Annotated in this window: 19 protein-coding genes, 1 pseudogene and 1 riboswitch; of the genes and pseudogenes, 8 read left to right on the forward strand and 12 right to left on the reverse strand. The window is 64.6% G+C overall.

Annotated features, from left to right (window positions below):
• Positions 1–20 precede the first annotated feature (20 nt).
• The 3 genes from B586_RS16335 to B586_RS16345 form a co-directional block, all read right to left on the reverse strand.
• On the reverse strand, positions 21–317 hold the full coding sequence (locus tag B586_RS16335) for a DUF2537 domain-containing protein (RefSeq protein WP_047314255.1): 297 nt from the start codon (positions 315–317) through the stop codon (positions 21–23).
• 66 nt (positions 318–383) lie between these two features.
• Positions 384–1,259, reverse strand: coding sequence for a TrmH family RNA methyltransferase (locus tag B586_RS16340; RefSeq protein WP_054879399.1), 876 nt, complete (start codon positions 1,257–1,259; stop codon positions 384–386).
• The gene (locus B586_RS16345) at positions 1,256–1,687 is read right to left on the reverse strand and encodes an Rv0880 family HTH-type transcriptional regulator (RefSeq protein WP_054879398.1); all 432 of its coding nucleotides are present in this window, start codon (positions 1,685–1,687) and stop codon (positions 1,256–1,258) included. Before B586_RS16345 ends, B586_RS16340 begins: the two co-directional genes overlap by 4 nt.
• Before the next feature lie 118 nt (positions 1,688–1,805).
• Here B586_RS16345 and B586_RS16350 point away from each other — a divergent pair, with 118 nt between their 5' ends.
• Positions 1,806–2,081: a DUF2530 domain-containing protein gene (locus tag B586_RS16350; protein ID WP_054879397.1), complete on the forward strand. Its 276-nt coding sequence runs from the start codon at positions 1,806–1,808 to the stop codon at positions 2,079–2,081.
• 60 nt (positions 2,082–2,141) lie between these two features.
• On the opposite strand, the gene B586_RS16355 is transcribed toward B586_RS16350, so the two are convergent.
• Positions 2,142–2,960 carry a DUF3027 domain-containing protein gene (locus B586_RS16355; RefSeq protein WP_054879396.1) on the reverse strand — a complete coding sequence of 273 codons (819 nt, stop codon included), beginning with the start codon at positions 2,958–2,960 and terminating at the stop codon, positions 2,142–2,144.
• A gap of 142 nt (positions 2,961–3,102) precedes the next feature.
• Between B586_RS16355 and B586_RS16360 the strand changes: the two genes are divergently transcribed.
• Positions 3,103–4,809 (forward strand): MFS transporter, encoded by a 1,707-nt coding sequence (locus B586_RS16360; protein ID WP_156406907.1) that lies wholly within the window; start codon positions 3,103–3,105, stop codon positions 4,807–4,809.
• Entirely contained in the window at positions 4,806–5,306 is a 501-nt protein-coding gene (locus B586_RS16365; RefSeq protein WP_047314250.1) for a DUF2771 domain-containing protein, read from the forward strand. The genes B586_RS16360 and B586_RS16365 overlap by 4 nt, the downstream gene beginning before the upstream one ends.
• Positions 5,307–5,380: 74 nt before the next feature.
• On the opposite strand, the gene B586_RS16370 is transcribed toward B586_RS16365, so the two are convergent.
• Complete coding sequence (locus tag B586_RS16370; RefSeq protein ID WP_047314249.1) at positions 5,381–6,346, reverse strand: glutathione S-transferase family protein; 966 nt, start codon at positions 6,344–6,346, stop codon at positions 5,381–5,383.
• Positions 6,347–6,450: 104 nt separating this feature from the next.
• Between B586_RS16370 and B586_RS16375 the strand changes: the two genes are divergently transcribed.
• Positions 6,451–7,893 (forward strand): amino acid permease, encoded by a 1,443-nt coding sequence (locus B586_RS16375; protein WP_054879394.1) that lies wholly within the window; start codon positions 6,451–6,453, stop codon positions 7,891–7,893.
• Between the two features lie 53 nt (positions 7,894–7,946).
• On the opposite strand, the gene B586_RS16380 is transcribed toward B586_RS16375, so the two are convergent.
• From B586_RS16380 to B586_RS16390, 3 genes are all read right to left on the reverse strand, one after another.
• The gene (locus B586_RS16380) at positions 7,947–9,884 is read right to left on the reverse strand and encodes an acyl-CoA dehydrogenase family protein (RefSeq protein WP_054879393.1); all 1,938 of its coding nucleotides are present in this window, start codon (positions 9,882–9,884) and stop codon (positions 7,947–7,949) included.
• 175 nt (positions 9,885–10,059) lie between these two features.
• Positions 10,060–11,160, reverse strand: coding sequence for an alpha/beta hydrolase family protein (locus B586_RS16385; RefSeq protein WP_054879392.1), 1,101 nt, complete (start codon positions 11,158–11,160; stop codon positions 10,060–10,062).
• Entirely contained in the window at positions 11,160–11,570 is a 411-nt protein-coding gene (locus B586_RS16390) for a cold-shock protein (RefSeq protein WP_047314246.1), read from the reverse strand. The genes B586_RS16385 and B586_RS16390 overlap by 1 nt, the downstream gene beginning before the upstream one ends.
• Positions 11,571–11,736: 166 nt before the next feature.
• Between B586_RS16390 and B586_RS16395 the strand changes: the two genes are divergently transcribed.
• From B586_RS16395 to B586_RS16410, 4 genes and pseudogenes are all read left to right on the forward strand, one after another.
• Positions 11,737–12,141, forward strand: a complete 405-nt coding sequence (locus B586_RS16395; protein WP_054879391.1) for a YccF domain-containing protein — start codon at positions 11,737–11,739, stop codon at positions 12,139–12,141.
• Positions 12,138–13,232, forward strand: a complete 1,095-nt coding sequence (gene moaA / locus B586_RS16400; protein WP_054879390.1) for a GTP 3',8-cyclase MoaA — start codon at positions 12,138–12,140, stop codon at positions 13,230–13,232. The genes B586_RS16395 and moaA overlap by 4 nt, the downstream gene beginning before the upstream one ends.
• Entirely contained in the window at positions 13,225–13,503 is a 279-nt protein-coding gene (locus B586_RS16405) for a MoaD/ThiS family protein (protein WP_054879389.1), read from the forward strand. Before moaA ends, B586_RS16405 begins: the two co-directional genes overlap by 8 nt.
• A gap of 206 nt (positions 13,504–13,709) precedes the next feature.
• A riboswitch (cyclic di-AMP (ydaO/yuaA leader) is annotated at positions 13,710–13,930 on the forward strand.
• Between the two features lie 8 nt (positions 13,931–13,938).
• Positions 13,939–14,517, forward strand: a pseudogene (locus tag B586_RS16410) (transglycosylase family protein); the annotation flags it as partial.
• Positions 14,518–14,637: 120 nt separating this feature from the next.
• Here B586_RS16410 and B586_RS16415 read toward each other — a convergent pair.
• From B586_RS16415 to B586_RS16430, 4 genes are all read right to left on the reverse strand, one after another.
• Complete coding sequence (locus B586_RS16415) at positions 14,638–15,063, reverse strand: molybdenum cofactor biosynthesis protein MoaE (protein ID WP_054879387.1); 426 nt, start codon at positions 15,061–15,063, stop codon at positions 14,638–14,640.
• A 127-nt stretch (positions 15,064–15,190) separates the two neighbouring features.
• Complete coding sequence (locus B586_RS16420) at positions 15,191–15,673, reverse strand: MogA/MoaB family molybdenum cofactor biosynthesis protein (RefSeq protein ID WP_054879386.1); 483 nt, start codon at positions 15,671–15,673, stop codon at positions 15,191–15,193.
• Positions 15,673–16,200 carry a cyclic pyranopterin monophosphate synthase MoaC gene (gene moaC / locus B586_RS16425; protein ID WP_082129352.1) on the reverse strand — a complete coding sequence of 176 codons (528 nt, stop codon included), beginning with the start codon at positions 16,198–16,200 and terminating at the stop codon, positions 15,673–15,675. Before moaC ends, B586_RS16420 begins: the two co-directional genes overlap by 1 nt.
• Positions 16,201–16,210: 10 nt before the next feature.
• Positions 16,211–16,411: a hypothetical protein gene (locus B586_RS16430; RefSeq protein WP_211141514.1), complete on the reverse strand. Its 201-nt coding sequence runs from the start codon at positions 16,409–16,411 to the stop codon at positions 16,211–16,213.
• Between the last annotated feature and the right edge of the window lie 102 nt (positions 16,412–16,513).

Raw genomic sequence — 16,513 nt, forward strand, 5'->3', positions numbered from 1 at the left:
TGTCACCAGCCGGGTAGCGGTTAGGCCCGACCCGATGCGGTCAACACGAGCAGGGTCAGCCACGCCCCCGTCACACCTATCCCCGCGCCCAGCACAAACCAGCGCAGGACCGCGGTGCGCCGCCACCCCCACAACGTCGGCGCCAGCCCGCCGGCCGCGACGATGTTGAGCCCGACAGCCAACAGCGGATGCACCCGAATCAGTCCGAGACTGAGCACCACAACCCCGGCAGCAATAACCACAGCAACAAACCCCGCCACCGTCAAACCCGTTGCCCAGGGCTGGGATTGGTCGCGATCGCTGCGCCCGTCGCTCATCCGCCGAGCCTAGCCGATCCGCTCGGCTCGCCCCCTACCCGCTGCACGGCTGGGGGTACCCCCACCTCACTCCGCGCCGCGGAGTGCATCGTTGCCGAGCCTAGCCCTCTCATAGAAGGCGATGGCCGCCGCCGTCGCGACGTTCAGCGAGTCAGTGCCCCGCGACATCGGGATGCGAACCCGCACATCGCTTAACCGCAGAATGGCTGGCGTCAGTCCCGGGCCTTCGGCGCCCACCAGCACGGCAATCCGTTCACCGCGCACCGCCGTCATCGCCTCCGGCAGCGCGCACGCTTCGCGGTGTGGAGTCAGCGCCAACAGACGAAAGCCTCGTTCTTTGAGCGCCACGAGGTCGGCGGGCCAGTCGGTTACTCGGGCATACGGCACCAGCAAAGCGTGACCCATGGACACCCGGACCGCTCGTCGGTATAGCGGATCGGCGCAGCCGCTGCCGAACACCACCGCGTCCACGCCCAACCCCGCCGCGTTGCGAAAGATCGAACCCAGATTCTCGTGGTCGTTGACACCTTCAAGCACTGCGACCGTCCGGGCGTCGGCGACCAGCTGCGCCACAGTTGGCTCGGGCACCCGCCTCGCGGCGGCCAGCACTCCACGATTGAGGTGAAAGCCGACTACCCGGGCCATGACATCGGCGGACGCTCGATAATAGGGCGCCTTAACGTCGCCGGCCAGATCATCCTTGAGCTCGACCAATCTGCGGTCGGTACCCAGCAAAGCCAACGGAGTGAATCGGGACGCCAGCATGCGTTGCACAACCAGCACGCCCTCAGCGATCACCAGTCCTTTGCCGGTCGGCAGATCAGGACGACGATCGATGCTGTTCAGGTCGCGGAAATCATCGAGTCGCGGATCGTCGGGATCGTTGATGTCTTGAACATCGAGGCCATCCGGACCGTCAGCGTCACCAAAGCGTAGGGTCACGGGCTTTCGTCAACCAATGCCAAAATCAGATCGGCGGCACGACGCAGAATGTCACGTTTATCGCTATCCAGCGTCGCCAGCCGCTCGGCCAGCCATTCCTGGCGGGCGCGCCGGGCTGCCTTGACCAATTCGGCACCCGACTGCGATGCCGAGACCAGCACCTGCCGCCCGTCGACCGGGTGTGGCTCGCGGTCCACGAACCCCATGTCAGCCAATGATGCGATCACCCGGGTCATCGACGGCGGCCGGACCCGTTCGCGGATCGCTAGGGCGCCGGGCGTCATGGCGCCCTCATTGGCCAACGTCGTCAGCGCAGACAGCTGCGACAGCGACACCGGCGATTGCGGGTTGCGGAACCGCAGTTGGCGGGCCAGCCGCATGACGGCCAACGATAAGTCGCTAGCCAGCCGCGCATCGCTGTCAAGCATGGCGCGAGGTTACATCGGAACCTGAGAATTCGGGATCAGAAACGACGAACGGCGGACTTCGATCCTTTTCGCTCAGGCCGCAGCGCTGCGTACTCGTTGCCGAGCTAAATTAGGCACGATGTCTGTCGAACCTGACGGAAGCCGCGAACCGCCGCCGCTGCCGCCCATACTGCTCGAGGTGTGGCCGGTTATCACGGTCGGCGCGCTGGCCTGGCTGGTCGCGGTGGCCGCCGCGTTCGTGGTACCGGGCCTACAGAGTTGGCGTCCGGTGACACTGGCCGGGCTGGTCGTCGGATTGCTTGGTACCGGCATCTTCGTGTGGCAACTTGCCGCTGCCCGCCGCGGTGCACGCGGCGCACAAGCCGGACTCGAAACCTATCTCGACCCGAAATAGCGTGCCAAGGTCGGCAATTCACGAGCCGGCGGACGCCAAAGCCGCCGCCAGCCGAAAAAGCTAGTCCGGCGAGTCCGCCGTAGACTCTGGCGGCTGCACTGTCGGCGGCTCCAAAATATCGAGGACGCCGTCGTCGTATGGCTCGTACACGGGCGAGCCGCTGCCCACCGGAGCCGGGGTGTCGGAATGAGCGCCGCAGCCGTACAACTTGTCGACAATATGCCCGTCGGCGGACATTTCGTTGCCGCATACCCCGAACATCGCGCCAAGCGATCCCGCCAGCGGCAGAAAGAAACCGCAATCGCGGCACACACGCTTGGTGGACCGCGCCATCGGCGAGTCGGGACCGTAGTCGCCGTCATGCCACCGCTCGGCCGCCGCCGACCGGCCCCAGGCACTCATTACCCAGCGCCGACCCAACCCGATTTCGGCGGCGGTCTCGTCCACCTGCGGGTCACCACTGGCGCTGTAACCGGGAACCAACCGTGGATCCTCCGATGCCGGCGCGAGCAGGTCCCCTGGACTCAAATCCCCCGGTCTGAGCCGCTGCTCCCACGGCACCCACTCCGGCGCGAGCAGCGCCGTCGGCCCGGGCACCAGCACCACTTCACTGACTGTGGCGTGCTCGGCACCGGGATAGGCAGCGACGACGACCGCCCACTGCCATCCCTGGTAGCCGGGCAGATGCGCCAAAAACCGGTGAGTGGCGGCGTTCGGATCTTCGTAACCGACCCCAAGGTAGTCCCCGACCGCCGCAGCACCGCTGAGCTCCTCGATGGCCACCTTGGCGTCGTCGACCGCACCCGTGAGCACCGCGGCCAATCCTTCGGGCCACTCGGCCACGGTCGCGACGGTGGAATCCTCGACGGGCCCGGTCACGCTGCCTCCTCTTTGCAACACATCTGGCAATTCTGCCGGAAGACACGGTTGGCAAGCGACACCCGGCCGCCTGCACACGCATGGAGTCGACATAGGACAGAATTGATTCGTGTCTGGACGGCGGCGTGATCATCCGGGCCGTTTGGCCTCTACCCCAGGCCGCCGGACCCGCACCGGCTCGCGCGACCAGCATCCGGGCATGGCGAACTACCCGGCCGACGGCTCTGACTCTCAGCCAGCCCGACGACGGCGAGCGCCGGAACGACGCGAACAAGGAGCCGGGCAATCAGACCCAGCCCGCCGCCCGCGGCCGATGCCCAGCGCCAACCGCTATCTCCCGCCCCTGGACCAGCAGCAGCCGAAACCCCAACGCGACAGCGCGCCACCACGCGGCGCGGACCCTGGTGAACGGATCACGGTCACTCGGGCCGCCGCGCAGCGAAGCCGCGAAATGGGCTACCGGATGTACTGGATGGTCCAGCGCGCCGCCACCGCCGACGGCGCTGACAAATCCGGGCTGACGGCGCTGACGTGGCCGGTGGTAGCGAACTTCGCGGTCGACTCCGCCATGGCCGTTGCACTGGCCAACACGTTGTTCTTCGCCGCGGCCAGCGGGGAGAGCAAGTCCAAAGTCGCGCTGTACCTGCTGATCACCATCGCACCGTTCGCGGTGATCGCACCGCTCATCGGTCCGGCGCTGGACCGGCTGCAGCACGGCCGCCGCATCGCGCTGGCGACCTCGTTCGCGCTACGCACCGGATTGGCAGCGCTGCTGATCATGAACTACGACGGCGCCACCGGCAGCTACCCGTCAATGGTGCTCTATCCGAGCGCGCTGGCCATGATGGTGTTGTCGAAGTCGTTCAGCGTGCTGCGCAGCGCTGTAACGCCACGGGTGATGCCGCCCAGCATTGACCTGGTCCGCGTCAATTCCCGGCTAACCGTGTTCGGTCTGCTCGGCGGCACCATCGCCGGTGGCGCCATCGCGGCCGGTGTCGAGTTCGTCTGCGCCCACCTGCTCAAGCTGCCTGGCGCGTTGTTCGTCGTCGTCGCGATCACGATCGCCGGCGCCTTACTGTCAATGCGGATTCCGCGCTGGGTCGAGGTGACCGCGGGTGAAGTTCCAGCCACTTTGAGCTATCACTCGCATAGCGAACCGCTGCGGCGGAGCTGGCCGGAGGAAGTCAAGAAGGTCGGCGGAAGACTTCGACAGCCGTTGGGCCGCAACATCATTACCTCGTTGTGGGGAAATTGCACCATCAAAGTGATGGTGGGCTTCCTATTCTTATATCCGGCGTTTGTCGCCAAGGCGCATCAAGCCAACGGCTGGGTTCAGCTGGGGATGCTGGGTCTGATCGGCGCTGCGGCCGCAATCGGCAACTTCGCTGGCAACTTCACCAGCGCACGCCTGCAGCTGGGCAGGCCGGCGGTGCTGGTGGTGCGCTGCACAGTCGCGGTCACCGTGTTAGCCCTCGCCGCGGCGGTGGCCGGCAATCTAGTGATGGCTGCCATCGCTACCCTGATCACATCGGGGTCCAGTGCGATTGCGAAGGCCTCGCTGGACGCTTCATTGCAACACGATCTACCCGAGGAGTCACGGGCATCGGGTTTCGGCCGTTCGGAGTCGACGCTGCAGCTGGCGTGGGTGCTGGGCGGAGCGCTGGGGGTGATGGTGTACACCGATTTGTGGGTCGGATTCACCGCGGTCAGCGCTTTGCTGATCCTAGGTCTGGCGCAAACCGTCGTGAGCTTCCGCGGTGATTCGTTAATTCCAGGCCTCGGAGGTAATCGTCCGGTGATGGTCGAGCAGGAGAGCACGCGCCGCGGCGCGGCGGTGAGCCCCCAATGAAGCCCCCGGTACAGCGCCGGGTAGCCGTGCTGCTCGCGGCCGTGGTGATGCTGCTGGCCGCCGGGGCCGGGTTCGGCACGTGGCTCCTGGTGCGCGAGCCCGGACCGCAACGACCTGAGATCAGCGCCTACTCACGCGGATATATGACCCGCGTGGGGCCATACCTGTACTGCAACGTACTCAACCTCGACGATTGTCAGACCCCGCAAGCGCAGGGCGTGTTGCCGGCAGACGAACACGATCCGGTGCAGCTTTCGGTTCCCGAGGCGATTGGTCGGGCGCCCTGGCGACTGCTGCGCGTCTATGAAGACCCGACCGACACCACCAGCACTCTCTATCGGCCGAATACCCGCCTGGCGGTGACCATCCCCACCCTCGACCCGCACCGCGGGCGGCTGACCGGGATAGTCGTACAGTTGCTGACGTTGGTGGTCGACCCCGCCGGTGAAGTGCACGATGTCCCGCACGCGGAATGGTCGGTGCGGCTGACGTTCTGACCTTTTCGCCGAGATTGCCGCCATGGTCGTGCTCGCCTGCCCAATCACAGCCCTGACGGCAATCTCGGCGCAGGTTAGGGCCCGGGAGGCCGGCCATCGCCGAAAGGCCTTCCCCCCAACGCTTCCCGGCCATGTGGGGTCAGCCAGCCAGTCAAGTCCGGGCCCTTGGGCACGATACCGGTGGGGTTGATATCGGCGTGCACAATGTAGTAGTGCTGCTTGATTTGGACGAAGTCGACGGTATCGCCGAAACCCGGTGTTTGGAACAAATCCCGCGCGTAGGCCCATAGCACCGGCATCTCGCTGAGTTTGCACCTGTTGCATTTGAAATGCCCGTGATAGACGGGGTCGAAGCGGACCAGGGTGGTAAAGAACCGGACGTCGGCTTCTGTGATGCTGTCGCCCACGAGGTATCGCTGGCTGGTCAGACGATCGCTCACCCAGTCCAGAGCGGTGAACAGCCGATCGTAGGCCGCTTCGTAAGCCTGTTGCGAGCCGGCAAAGCCACACCGGTATACCCCATTGTTGATTTCGGTGTAGATCCGTGTGCTCACCTCGTCAATCTCGGCCCGCAGCCGATCAGGGTATAGCTGCGGTGCGCCGTCGCGGTGATAAGCGGTCCACTCCGTGGAGAAATCCAACGTCATCTGCGCGAAATCGTTGGTGACCACCGCACCGGTGGGGATGTCGACGATCGCTGGGACCGTGATGCCTTTGGCGTAGTCGGGGTAGCGCTTGAAGTAGGCGTCTTGTAGTCGCGGGATCTTCAGCACCGGATCGATCCCGCCCGGATCGAGATCGAACGTCCAACTGCGCTGATCATGAGTTGGGCCGCAAAATCCAATGGAGAGAACGTCTTCCAGGCCCAGTAGCCGCCGCACAATAATCGTGCGGTTAGCCCAAGGGCACGCGCGGGCAACAACGAGCCGGTACCGGCCGGGCGCTACCGGATAGCCGTCACGTCCGTCGGCGGTGATGCGGGTGGTGAGGTAATTGGTGTCGCGGGTGAATTCGCCTGTCCCGGCAACATAGGAAGCCATGTCGACAACGTAGCGAACGCCGCTTAGGCACCGTCGAACTGTCCAGGGAGTCGTGGTCCAATTGATGCACCTAAGCGAGCCGCTACCTGATGAGGACACCACCCATGTCGGACGATGTCGCCGTTGAGCACTCGGTAGCGGCGCAGCCGCACCTGCGTCGGGGCCTTGCCAACCGTCATATTCAGTTGATCGCATTCGGAGGCGCGATCGGCACCGGCCTCTTCATGGGCTCAGGACGAACAATCTCCGTCGCCGGTCCGGCAGTTCTGGTGGTGTACGGGATCATCGGGTTCTTTGTATTCTTCGTGCTGCGCGCGATGGGCGAGCTGTTGCTGTCGAACCTGAATTACAAGTCGTTTGTCGACTTCACGTCCGATCTTTTGGGTCCCGCGGCAGGTTTTTTCATGGGGTGGTCGTACTGGTTCGCCTGGATCGTCACCGGTATCGCAGACCTGGTCGCGATCACGGGCTACTCGAGGTTCTGGTGGCCAGGCCTACCCGCATGGCTACCGGTTCTGGTCACAGTCGGTCTGATCCTGATGTTCAACTTGTTCAGTGTCCGCAACTTCGGGGAGGCCGAATTCTGGTTCGCGCTGATCAAGCTTGCCGCGATCGGCTGCCTCATCGTCGTCGGTGTGTTCCTGCTGGCGACGAACTTTGTTTCACCGCACGGTGAGCACGCGACGGTTGAAAATCTCTGGAACGACGGCGGGTTCTTCGCTACCGGGTTCATGGGCGTGGTCAGCGGTTTCCAGATCGCGTTCTTCGCATACATCGGAGTGGAACTGGTCGGTACCGCCGCCGCCGAGACAGCGAACCCGCGCCGCACCCTTCCTCGCGCGGTCAATGCCGTGCCGTTGCGGGTGACGATCTTTTACATCGGTGCGCTGTCGGCAATCCTCACTGTCGTACCTTGGCGGCGGTTCGCGAGCGGCGAGTCACCGTTCGTGGCGATGTTCTCGCTGGCAGGGTTTGCCGCTGCAGCATCGATAGTCAACTTCGTCGTGATCACCGCCGCCGCCTCCTCGGCAAACTCTGGGATATTCTCCACCGCCCGAATGCTTTTCGGTCTTGCAGACGAAGGCAATGCGCCGGCGCTGTTCCGCCGACTCAACCGCGGCGGCGTACCGGCGGTCGCCCTACTTTTCACAGCTCCGCTGTTGTTGACTTGCATCCCACTGCTCTACGCCGGGGGTTCGGTGATCGGCGCCTTTACGCTCATCACGACTATCTCGTCGTTGTTGTTTATATTCGTGTGGGCGATGATCATCGTCAGCTACCTCGTCTACCGTCGCCGATACCCACAGCGCCATGCCGAGTCGAGCTACAAGATGCCCGGCGGCGTGCCGATGTGCTGGGCTGTCCTTGCCTTTTTCGCATTCGTGCTCTGGACGCTGGGCACCGTCAGGGAGACTGCGATGGCCTTAGCGGCGTTCCCGCTGTGGTTCGTGATCCTCGCGGCCGGTTGGCTGATCGTGCGACGCCGGCCTGGTCGCGCGGAGCAGTACCGCATCTTCCAGGACGAGATGAACCGGACCCAATGCTAAACAGTCCCAGCAGGTTTCATACACACCGTGGCTGATGTGATCGAGGAAAGCATTTATGGGGGTGACACCGTCAGAAACCGTCGAGCCAGATTAGGCTCGCTCGACGCGACCGCCTCCCAGTGCGCGATCCATGGTCCGGTGCCCTCCGACTGATCGATCATCCCGTTCTCCAGCCAGGTGTAGCGGCCCTGCAGCACGGCGTTTGTCAATCGAACATCGCTGCTGTCGGTGTTGGTCCACAACGCGTGGAATAGTGCCTCTGCTCGCATAGTGGCTTGCTCGCAAAATGTTTCAGCCAGCTCATACGCCTGTTGACCGACGGTCGGATCTGCCAGACGCTGAGCCTCAGCACGCACACAGACTGCCGACATGGCGAACAGCTCAGCACCAATATCGACGATGCGCCCAAGAAATCCCTGCCTGTGTTCCAGACCGGCCTGCCAGCGCGCCATCCCGTAGAAGGTGTTGCGGGCCAGCTTACGCGCGGAGCGCTCGACATACCGCAGGTGGGAGGCGAGCGGGCCGAACCCATTATACGCGGTGGGCCGTTGACCTTCACCAAAGACCAGTTGTGGCAACCATTTTGCGTAGAACTCGCTCGCGCCGACCGCAGCCGCAGCCTTTTCTCGTAACTTGGCGTTACGTTTCGCCAGGGCACCTGCGGCACTGAGATGGGCGTCGACCGCCTCCCGGGCGATAAGCAGCCGCATGATCTCGCTCGATCCTTCGAAGATGCGGTTGATCCGCAAGTCCCGCAGCATCTGCTCGGCTGGCACCGCACGCTCGCCGCGCGCCGCTAGAGACTCCGCGGTCTCGTAGCCCCGTCCACCCCGGATTTGGATCAGCTCGTCGGCGATACGGCAGACCATCTCGCTAGACCACAACTTGGCTAACGCCGCTTCGATCCGGATGTCGTTGCGTCCTTCGTCGGCCATCTGACCAGACAGCTCCACCACAGCTTCCAGTGCGTAATTGGTGGCGGCGATGAATGCGACCTTGCTGGCCACCGTTTCATGTTTGCCAACTGGCTTGCCCCATTGCACGCGCTCGCCGGACCATTCGCGTGCGATCTTCAGTGACCATTTCGACGGCCCGGTCACCATCGCAGGTATCGCCAATCGCCCAGCGTTGAGCGTGGTCAGCGCGATCTTCAGGCCGTCGCCTTCTCGCCCGATTAAGTTTTCGGCGGGGACTCGAACACGATGGAGCCTGGTCACGCCGTTTTCGATCCCCCGTAGCCCCATGAACTTGTTGCGCCTCTCCACGGTGATCCCCGGCGAATCGGCCTCGACCACGAAGGCGCTGATTCCCCCTCGATGCCCTTCGCCGCGGGGTACCCGGGCCATGACCACCAGCAATTCGGCGACCACACCATTGGTGGTCCACAACTTCACACCTTCGAGTTCATAGGCTTGCCCATCCTCGACCGGGGTAGCCGTCGAGGCCAACCGCGCCGGATCGGAACCCACGTCCGGTTCGGTGAGCAGAAACGCCGAGACGGCGCCGGCGGCACACCGCGGCAAGAACTTCCGCTTCTGTTGCGAGGTCCCGGCAAGCTTGAGTGGTTCGGGTACTCCGATCGACTGGTGAGCCGATAACAGTGCACCGAGACTGGGATGAACGCTGGTCGCCATCATCAGAGCACGGTTATAGGCGACTTGCGACATGTTCAGACCGCCATACTCCGTCGGTATTTTCATGCCGAAGCAACCCAGTTCGGCAAAGCCTTTCACGTATTCGTCAGGAATCTGGGCATCGCGCTCGATGACGCCACCGTCGACGGTGACAAGAAACTCCTGCAGCTGGTCGAGAAACGCGGCCGTACGCGCCTCTTCGACATCGGACGGCTTAGGAAACGGGTGGATGAGTTCCAGCCGAAACCGACCAAGGAACAACTCCTTAGCGAAGGACGGTTTATCCCAACCACTTTCGCGGGATTCTTCGGCAAGGGCTCGTGCTTGCTCCTCGGTGACCTGTACTTGCTGCCCCATCGCTGCCTCCTTGCTAACGACTTCGCACCATGTTTGGGTACCCCGCGCCCTGCCCGCATACTACGACGCACCGATGTCGAAGGATGGGTATTAGTTCCTCCTTGTGCTGCCCGCCAGCGCGCGTCCCGAGTTCGACGGGCTGGAAACACCACCGTCGGCCTCAGAACTGAGCTAGTCAGCTACCGAACGCGGTCGCGAAGAACTGCGCTGCGGCCTCGGCAATCTCGGTGTGGATTGCGTGGCGGTTCACCCTCGGAGCGTCGATGCACGCCTCGGGAAACTCATCGCGTCCCCGCTGGTTGCACTCATTGCCGAAAACCTCGTGGTCGACGTCGCCGGGTAGGACATTGAGCTTGGCGCCCGAAATGTTGGCGGCTGCGAATTCGGCGTTCTCCTTGGGCGGTGTCTGGGTGTCATGGGCTCCGACGGTGATATAGCTGGGCACCCTCACCTGATGCAGGCCAGCCGCGTCCATACCGAAGTCTTGGAGAACGCCGGGGGCCATCGCGAAAACTGCTTTGATTCGCGGGTCGGCGACGTCAAGAGCTGGGGCGGCGTCCAGCGGTAGCTGGTCGCGGATATCGGCCGGGATCGCCAAATTGTTTTTGACGCCCTGCTGGAAAGACAGGAACTTCTCGGCGTTGACTCGCGCACCGCCGATCCACAGCGAGGTGAATCCCCCCTGCGAGTGCCCGGCCACCCCGATCCGTTCCGGGTCCACCAGCCGACCCCAAAACGAGTCACCAACAATGAAATTCGCGGTCAAAGTCAAATCCTTTGGCCGCTGCCACAGCTTGCTGGTTAGGTACTCGATGCTGGAATCGTAGGTGTTGGCGCGGTAGTGATTGAGTGCGGCCACGACGTACCCGCGGCTGGCCAGTGCCTGAGCAAACCACGCGTACTGCAGCCCGGTACTGCCGCGGCCGTGCGAGAACAAGATCAGCGGATGCCGGTGACCGTCGAGCACCGGCGGCAGCTCGCGGTAGAAGTCCAGGTTGGTGAAAAACGGCATTGGGAACGGCTTGTCCGCGGGACCTGGGGCCTGAGCTGGGTAAAAGATGTTCAGTGCGAGGTGGCGCGCACCCACTTGGGGGTTGCTGTCGTCGATGAAGCTGACCTGCCGCAGGCCGACTCGGTACGTCGGCATCGGCGTCGGCGCCACCCGGGTGTTTTCGGTGCACGAGGTCAGCGCACCCCAGGGCAGGAAGCCCGCCACGATGAGAACGACGACGCTGCGCAGGGTGGCCGTGAAGCAAAGCGGCCCAGTCGAACCCACTAGGCGTCGAGTTCGCGGGCCACCGCCTTGACCACCTCGGATACCCGCCTGGCCGTCTTGCGGTCCGGGTAGCGGCCTTTACGCAACTCGGGCTGCACCGTGCTCTCCAGCAAAGTGATCATGTCTTCGACCATGCCGTGCAGCTCATCCGGGCTGTGCCGGTGCTCGGCCGGCGCCTCGCGGCGCGCCTGGCGAGCGAGGCTCGGTGGCGGATCAATCAGCTTGAGGCTTAATGCCTGCGGTCCGCGCCGGCCAGAAGCCACGCCGAATTCCACCCGTTGCCCGGCTTTGAGCCCCTCGACACCCGCGGGCAACGCCGACGAACGAACGTAGACGTCTTCGCCATCCTCCTGCGAGAGGAAGCCGAACCCCTTGTCGGCGTCGTACCACTTCACCTTGCCGGTCGGCACTGGTCTCACCTGCTTGTCTGACAGATCACTAAGATGGACAACAGAATAAGCGTCCCGCCTGCGCGGGCGGGACGCGATGTTGGTTTCTGATTCTACTCGGGCGGTTGCCCGCGAAGCACCCAGATTAGCCGTTACTCGGTAGGGTGGCATTACCGCTGGAGGAGATATGCGTCTGATCTTGAACGTCATCTGGCTGGTTTTCGGTGGCCTTTGGCTGGCTCTTGGCTACCTGCTCGCAGCGGTTATCAGCTTCTTGCTCATCGTCACCATCCCCTTCGGCGTCGCGGCCCTGCGCATCGCGTCATACGCGTTGTGGCCATTCGGCCGGACGATCGTCGACAAGCCCGGCGCCGGCGCGGGCGCTTTCGTCGGCAACGTCATCTGGGTACTGCTGTTTGGGATGTGGCTGGCGATCGGACATCTGGTCAGTGCCGCGGCGATGGCGGTCACGATCATCGGGATTCCGCTGGCCCTGGCCAACCTCAAGCTCATCCCGGTTTCGCTGGTTCCGCTGGGCAAAGACATCGTCGACGTCGGCTCGTCAACTCGATTCGAGCGGGTACCCGGATGACGCTGACCGCGCTGGGAGTGCCGACAGTACCTGGCCGCACGCAAAGCCGGGTGAATGACCACGCCGCCGCTCGGGACGTACCAACCGATGGCCCACTAGTGGACACCTTCGACAGGGTAGCCACCGACCTGCGGGTATCGCTGACCGACCGCTGCAATCTGCGGTGCAGCTATTGCATGCCGGCAGCAGGCCTGGATTGGCTACCTGCCCAGCAACTGCTGCGGCCCGACGAGCTCGCCAGGTTGATGCGCATTGCCGTCACCCGGCTCGGTGTCACCAGCGTGCGGTTCACCGGTGGTGAGCCGCTGTTGGCCCGCCACCTCGAAGAGGTCGTCGCAGCGGCGGCCAGTCTGCGGCCCCGCCCGGAGATCTCGTTGACCACCAACGGTGTAGGACTGGCCAGGAGGGCTTTCGCTCTGGCTGACGCAGGCCTGGACCGGGTCAACGTGTCGATGGACAGCGTGGACCAGGCCCGTTTTGCGGCCATCACCCGCCGGGACCGACTCGCTGACGTGGTGGCCGGCTTAGCCGCCGCCAAGGAAGCAGGTCTAGCGCCGGTCAAGGTGAATGCGGTGCTGGATCCGACGAGCGGCCGCGACGATGTCGTCGAGCTGTTGCGGTTCTGCCTGGACCACAGCTATCAGTTGCGGGTCATCGAGCAGATGCCGCTGGACGCGGGGCACCAGTGGCGGCGGGAGACCGCACTGAGCGCCGACGACGTGCTAGCCGCACTACGGCCCCACTTCCGGCTGCGGCCCGACCCGGCGCCGCGTGGTTCGGCTCCGGCCGAGCTCTGGCTGGTCGACACCGGCCCCGGCACGCCGACCGGAAAGTTTGGCGTCATCGCGTCGGTGTCGCACGCCTTCTGCGCGAGCTGTGACCGCACCCGGCTGACGGCCGACGGCCAAATCCGCAGCTGTCTGTTCTCAAGTGAGGAGACCGACCTACGCGGACTGCTGCGCAGCAACGCGGACGACGAGACGATCGAAACAGCGTGGCGCGCCGCCATGTGGGGCAAGCCTGCTGGCCACGGCATCAACGAGCCCAACTTCGTCCAGCCTGATCGCCCGATGAGCGCGATCGGTGGCTAAGACACCCGGCGAAGCCGTCGGAATTCGGGTCAATGTGCGCTACTTCGCCGCCGCGCGGGCGGCCGCAGGTGCCGAGTCGGCGACAGTGACGTTACGGCCGGGCACCACAGTCGCCGAGCTGGTAGAGAGCCTTGCGGTCCAGGGTTCGCACCTCGCCACGGTATTGAGCCGATGCTCCTATCTGCGCGATGGAATCGCCGTTCGCGACCAGACCATAGCGTTGCAACCCGGTGACACGATCGACGTCTTGCCACCGTTTGCCGGCGGATGAGACTGTGACCTTCCGCACATAACGGAATGATAACGACACGGACACGGGCCCATATCGAGCACTTGCGACCTGGGTAAATGCTCTCGGATCCTGGTGTTTTGTCGCATGACGACACGCGAAACGCGAAGTTTCTCAACACGTGACGAGAGCACCTGCAGCCGCTACCGTCTCCCCAGGCTCGCCAAGCTAACCAGTGGCGTTCCTCCCTCCCTATAGCGCCGAGCTCCATCCAGTAGGCGGGGGACACCAACCGTGGATGGAGGCGGGGGACCCACCAGTCCGCCGAGATCGGACCGGGGCCGCATGCGGCCCTTGGGGTGAAGCCGACGTCATCTCCGTGATCAATACGACGCCGGCCGGGTGCCTCTCTAATGCAATCCAGCCCGAACCCGACAGCTGACTTCGCAGGCGCGTACCGAGAGGAATACCTGGCGTATGCGTGGACGTCACCGCAAGCCCACTACATCAAGCATCAGCGTCGCCAAAATCGCCTTTACCGGGATGGTGCTAGGCGGCGGGAGCATCGCTCTGGCCAGCCAGGCGGGCGCGGCTACCGACGGCGAATGGGATCAGGTAGCCCGCTGCGAGTCCGGTGGGAACTGGGCAATCAACACCGGCAACGGCTACCTCGGTGGCCTGCAGTTCTCACAAGGCACCTGGGCGTCGCACGGTGGCGGCGAGTACGCCCCATCCGCCCAACTGGCCACTAGGGAACAGCAGATCGCCGTTGCTGAGCGCGTACTGGCGACCCAGGGGCGCGGCGCCTGGCCTGCCTGCGGTCACGGGTTATCGGGCCCGACCCCGCGAGAAGTTCTTCCGGCCGGGATGGACGCGCCGCTGGACGCGCCGGAGATCAACGGTGCGCTAGCACCGCTAGCCCCACCGCCCGCTGACGCACCTTCGCCTCCGCCCGCGGACCCCGCACCGCCCGCGGATAACCTCCCGCCCGCTCCGCTCCTACCACCCGCCGACGACCTCCCGCCGGCACCGGCCGACCTGCCGCCGCCCGCGCAACCACAGCAGACCTCGAGCGTCGACTACACACAGAAACTGTGGCAAGCGATCCAGGCGGAAAACGTGCACGGAAACGACGCGCTGGCCGCACTCGCCCAGCCGGCCATCCTCAGCTGACGCTTACGCCGAGCCCACCCATTGGTCGGTGCCGTCATCGAAGAATTGGTGCTTCCACACCGGTAGCCGCGCCTTGATGGTGTCGACCAGATGGGCGCAGATGTCGAATGCCGCCTGTCGATGGTCGGCCGCGACCGCGGCCACCAAGGCCGCCTCGCCGATCTGCAGCACGCCGATCCGATGGCTGGCCGCGACCGCACGCACCCCGTTGGACTGCTCAGCCACCTCGACCACCACGTCGGTAAGCACCTGTGCGGCCGACGGATGTGCGGAATACTCGAGCCGCAACACCCGACGTCCATCGTCGTGGTCGCGGATCATTCCAACGAAACCGACGATGGCTCCGGCCGAGTGATGACTCACCAGATCCTCGTGCTCGGCCAGAGAGATCGGCTGATCGGTAATGGCGGCCCGCAGCACCAACGTCATCGGCGCCACTCCTCCTCATCGGCTGCGCTCTGCATCGTCACCGGCGCGCGTCATCGGCGCCACTCTCCCCCGCAAGCGGGTGGTGCCCCCACCTCATCGCTGCGCTCTGCATCGTCGCCGGCGCGCGTCATCGTTGGTGATCTCCGCCGGCGAGTTGATCGAGCGCGTGGTCTAGCACATCGGCAAGCACTGCAAGACCGTCACGCACCCCGCCGGGCGAACCCGGCAAATTGACGATCAAGGTCCGACCGGCCACCCCGCACACCCCGCGCGATAGCACCGACGTCGGTACCTTGGGCAGCCCGCTGCGGCGGATAGCGTCGGCTAGCCCGGGAATCATGTAGTCCAGCACCGCCGCAGTCTGGTCCGGGGTGTTGTCACTAGGCGAGATGCCGGTACCACCGGAGGTGATGATGACGTCCACGCGCGCGTCGACCGCGTCGCTCAACGCCTCACCAACCGGGCCACCGTCAGCAACCACCTCCGGTTGTACGGGCGAAAACCCATGCTGCCCAAGCCATTCCGCGATGATTGGCCCGCATCGGTCCTCATACTCACCGGCCGACGCCCGGGTGGAAGCGATGATGATTCGTGCGGATCGGCCGCCCATCACCGTACCCAAGTTCCGCTTTTGCCGCCCTCCTTGCGGAGCACCCGAATGTTGTCGATGCGGGCGGCCGGGTCAACCGCTTTGATCATGTCGTAGAGCGTTAGCCCGGCCACACTGACGGCGGTCAGCGCCTCCATCTCGACACCGGTGCGGTCGGTGCTACGCACTATCGCGGTGATCTCGATGTCCGATTCGCCGACGGTGAAATCCACGTCGACACCGGCGAGGGCGAGCTGGTGGCACAGCGGGATCAGGTCGCTGGTGCGTTTAGCCGCCAGAATGCCCGCCACCCGCGCGGTCGCCAACGCATCGCCTTTGGGCAGGCCGCCGGTCGAGAGCAGCGCCACCACGTGCGCCGAGGTGTGCACGACGCCCGCGGCAACGGCGGTCCGCCTGGTAGCGACCTTCTCGGTGACATCGACCATGTGCGCTGCCCCCCGCTCATCCAGATGCGACAACGGGCCCGAGCGGGATTCCCCCGATCCGCATGCCGCAGCAGGCCTGGGCGCCTCAGAAGCCCTAGCCATCCCGGTGGCCCTACCGGTTGACGACGGTGACCGGGTGCACGTAGGGCAGGTCGTCGGCGGGCACCGGAAACACCAGTTCACCGAAGGGCGATAACGCGCCTGTGCGGTCGGTCACCAGTTCGCTTACCGCGTGGTCGTCGGGATCAGTCGTCGGCCAGCCGTTGTCCACGTATCTGTTTTTGCGCGCCTTGCTCTCAGCAATGTCAGCCACGACGTACATTCTTACAGGTCTCGTACCTGCACGTGACGCTAAGCACCGCGCTGCAGGCGCTGGCTCGCCCGCTGTCGCTGAGCATTGCGTCGCGTCCGGCTG

Origin of the sequence: Mycobacterium haemophilum DSM 44634, assembly GCF_000340435.2 — a bacterium.
Taxonomy (GTDB): Bacteria; Actinomycetota; Actinomycetes; order Mycobacteriales; family Mycobacteriaceae; genus Mycobacterium; species Mycobacterium haemophilum.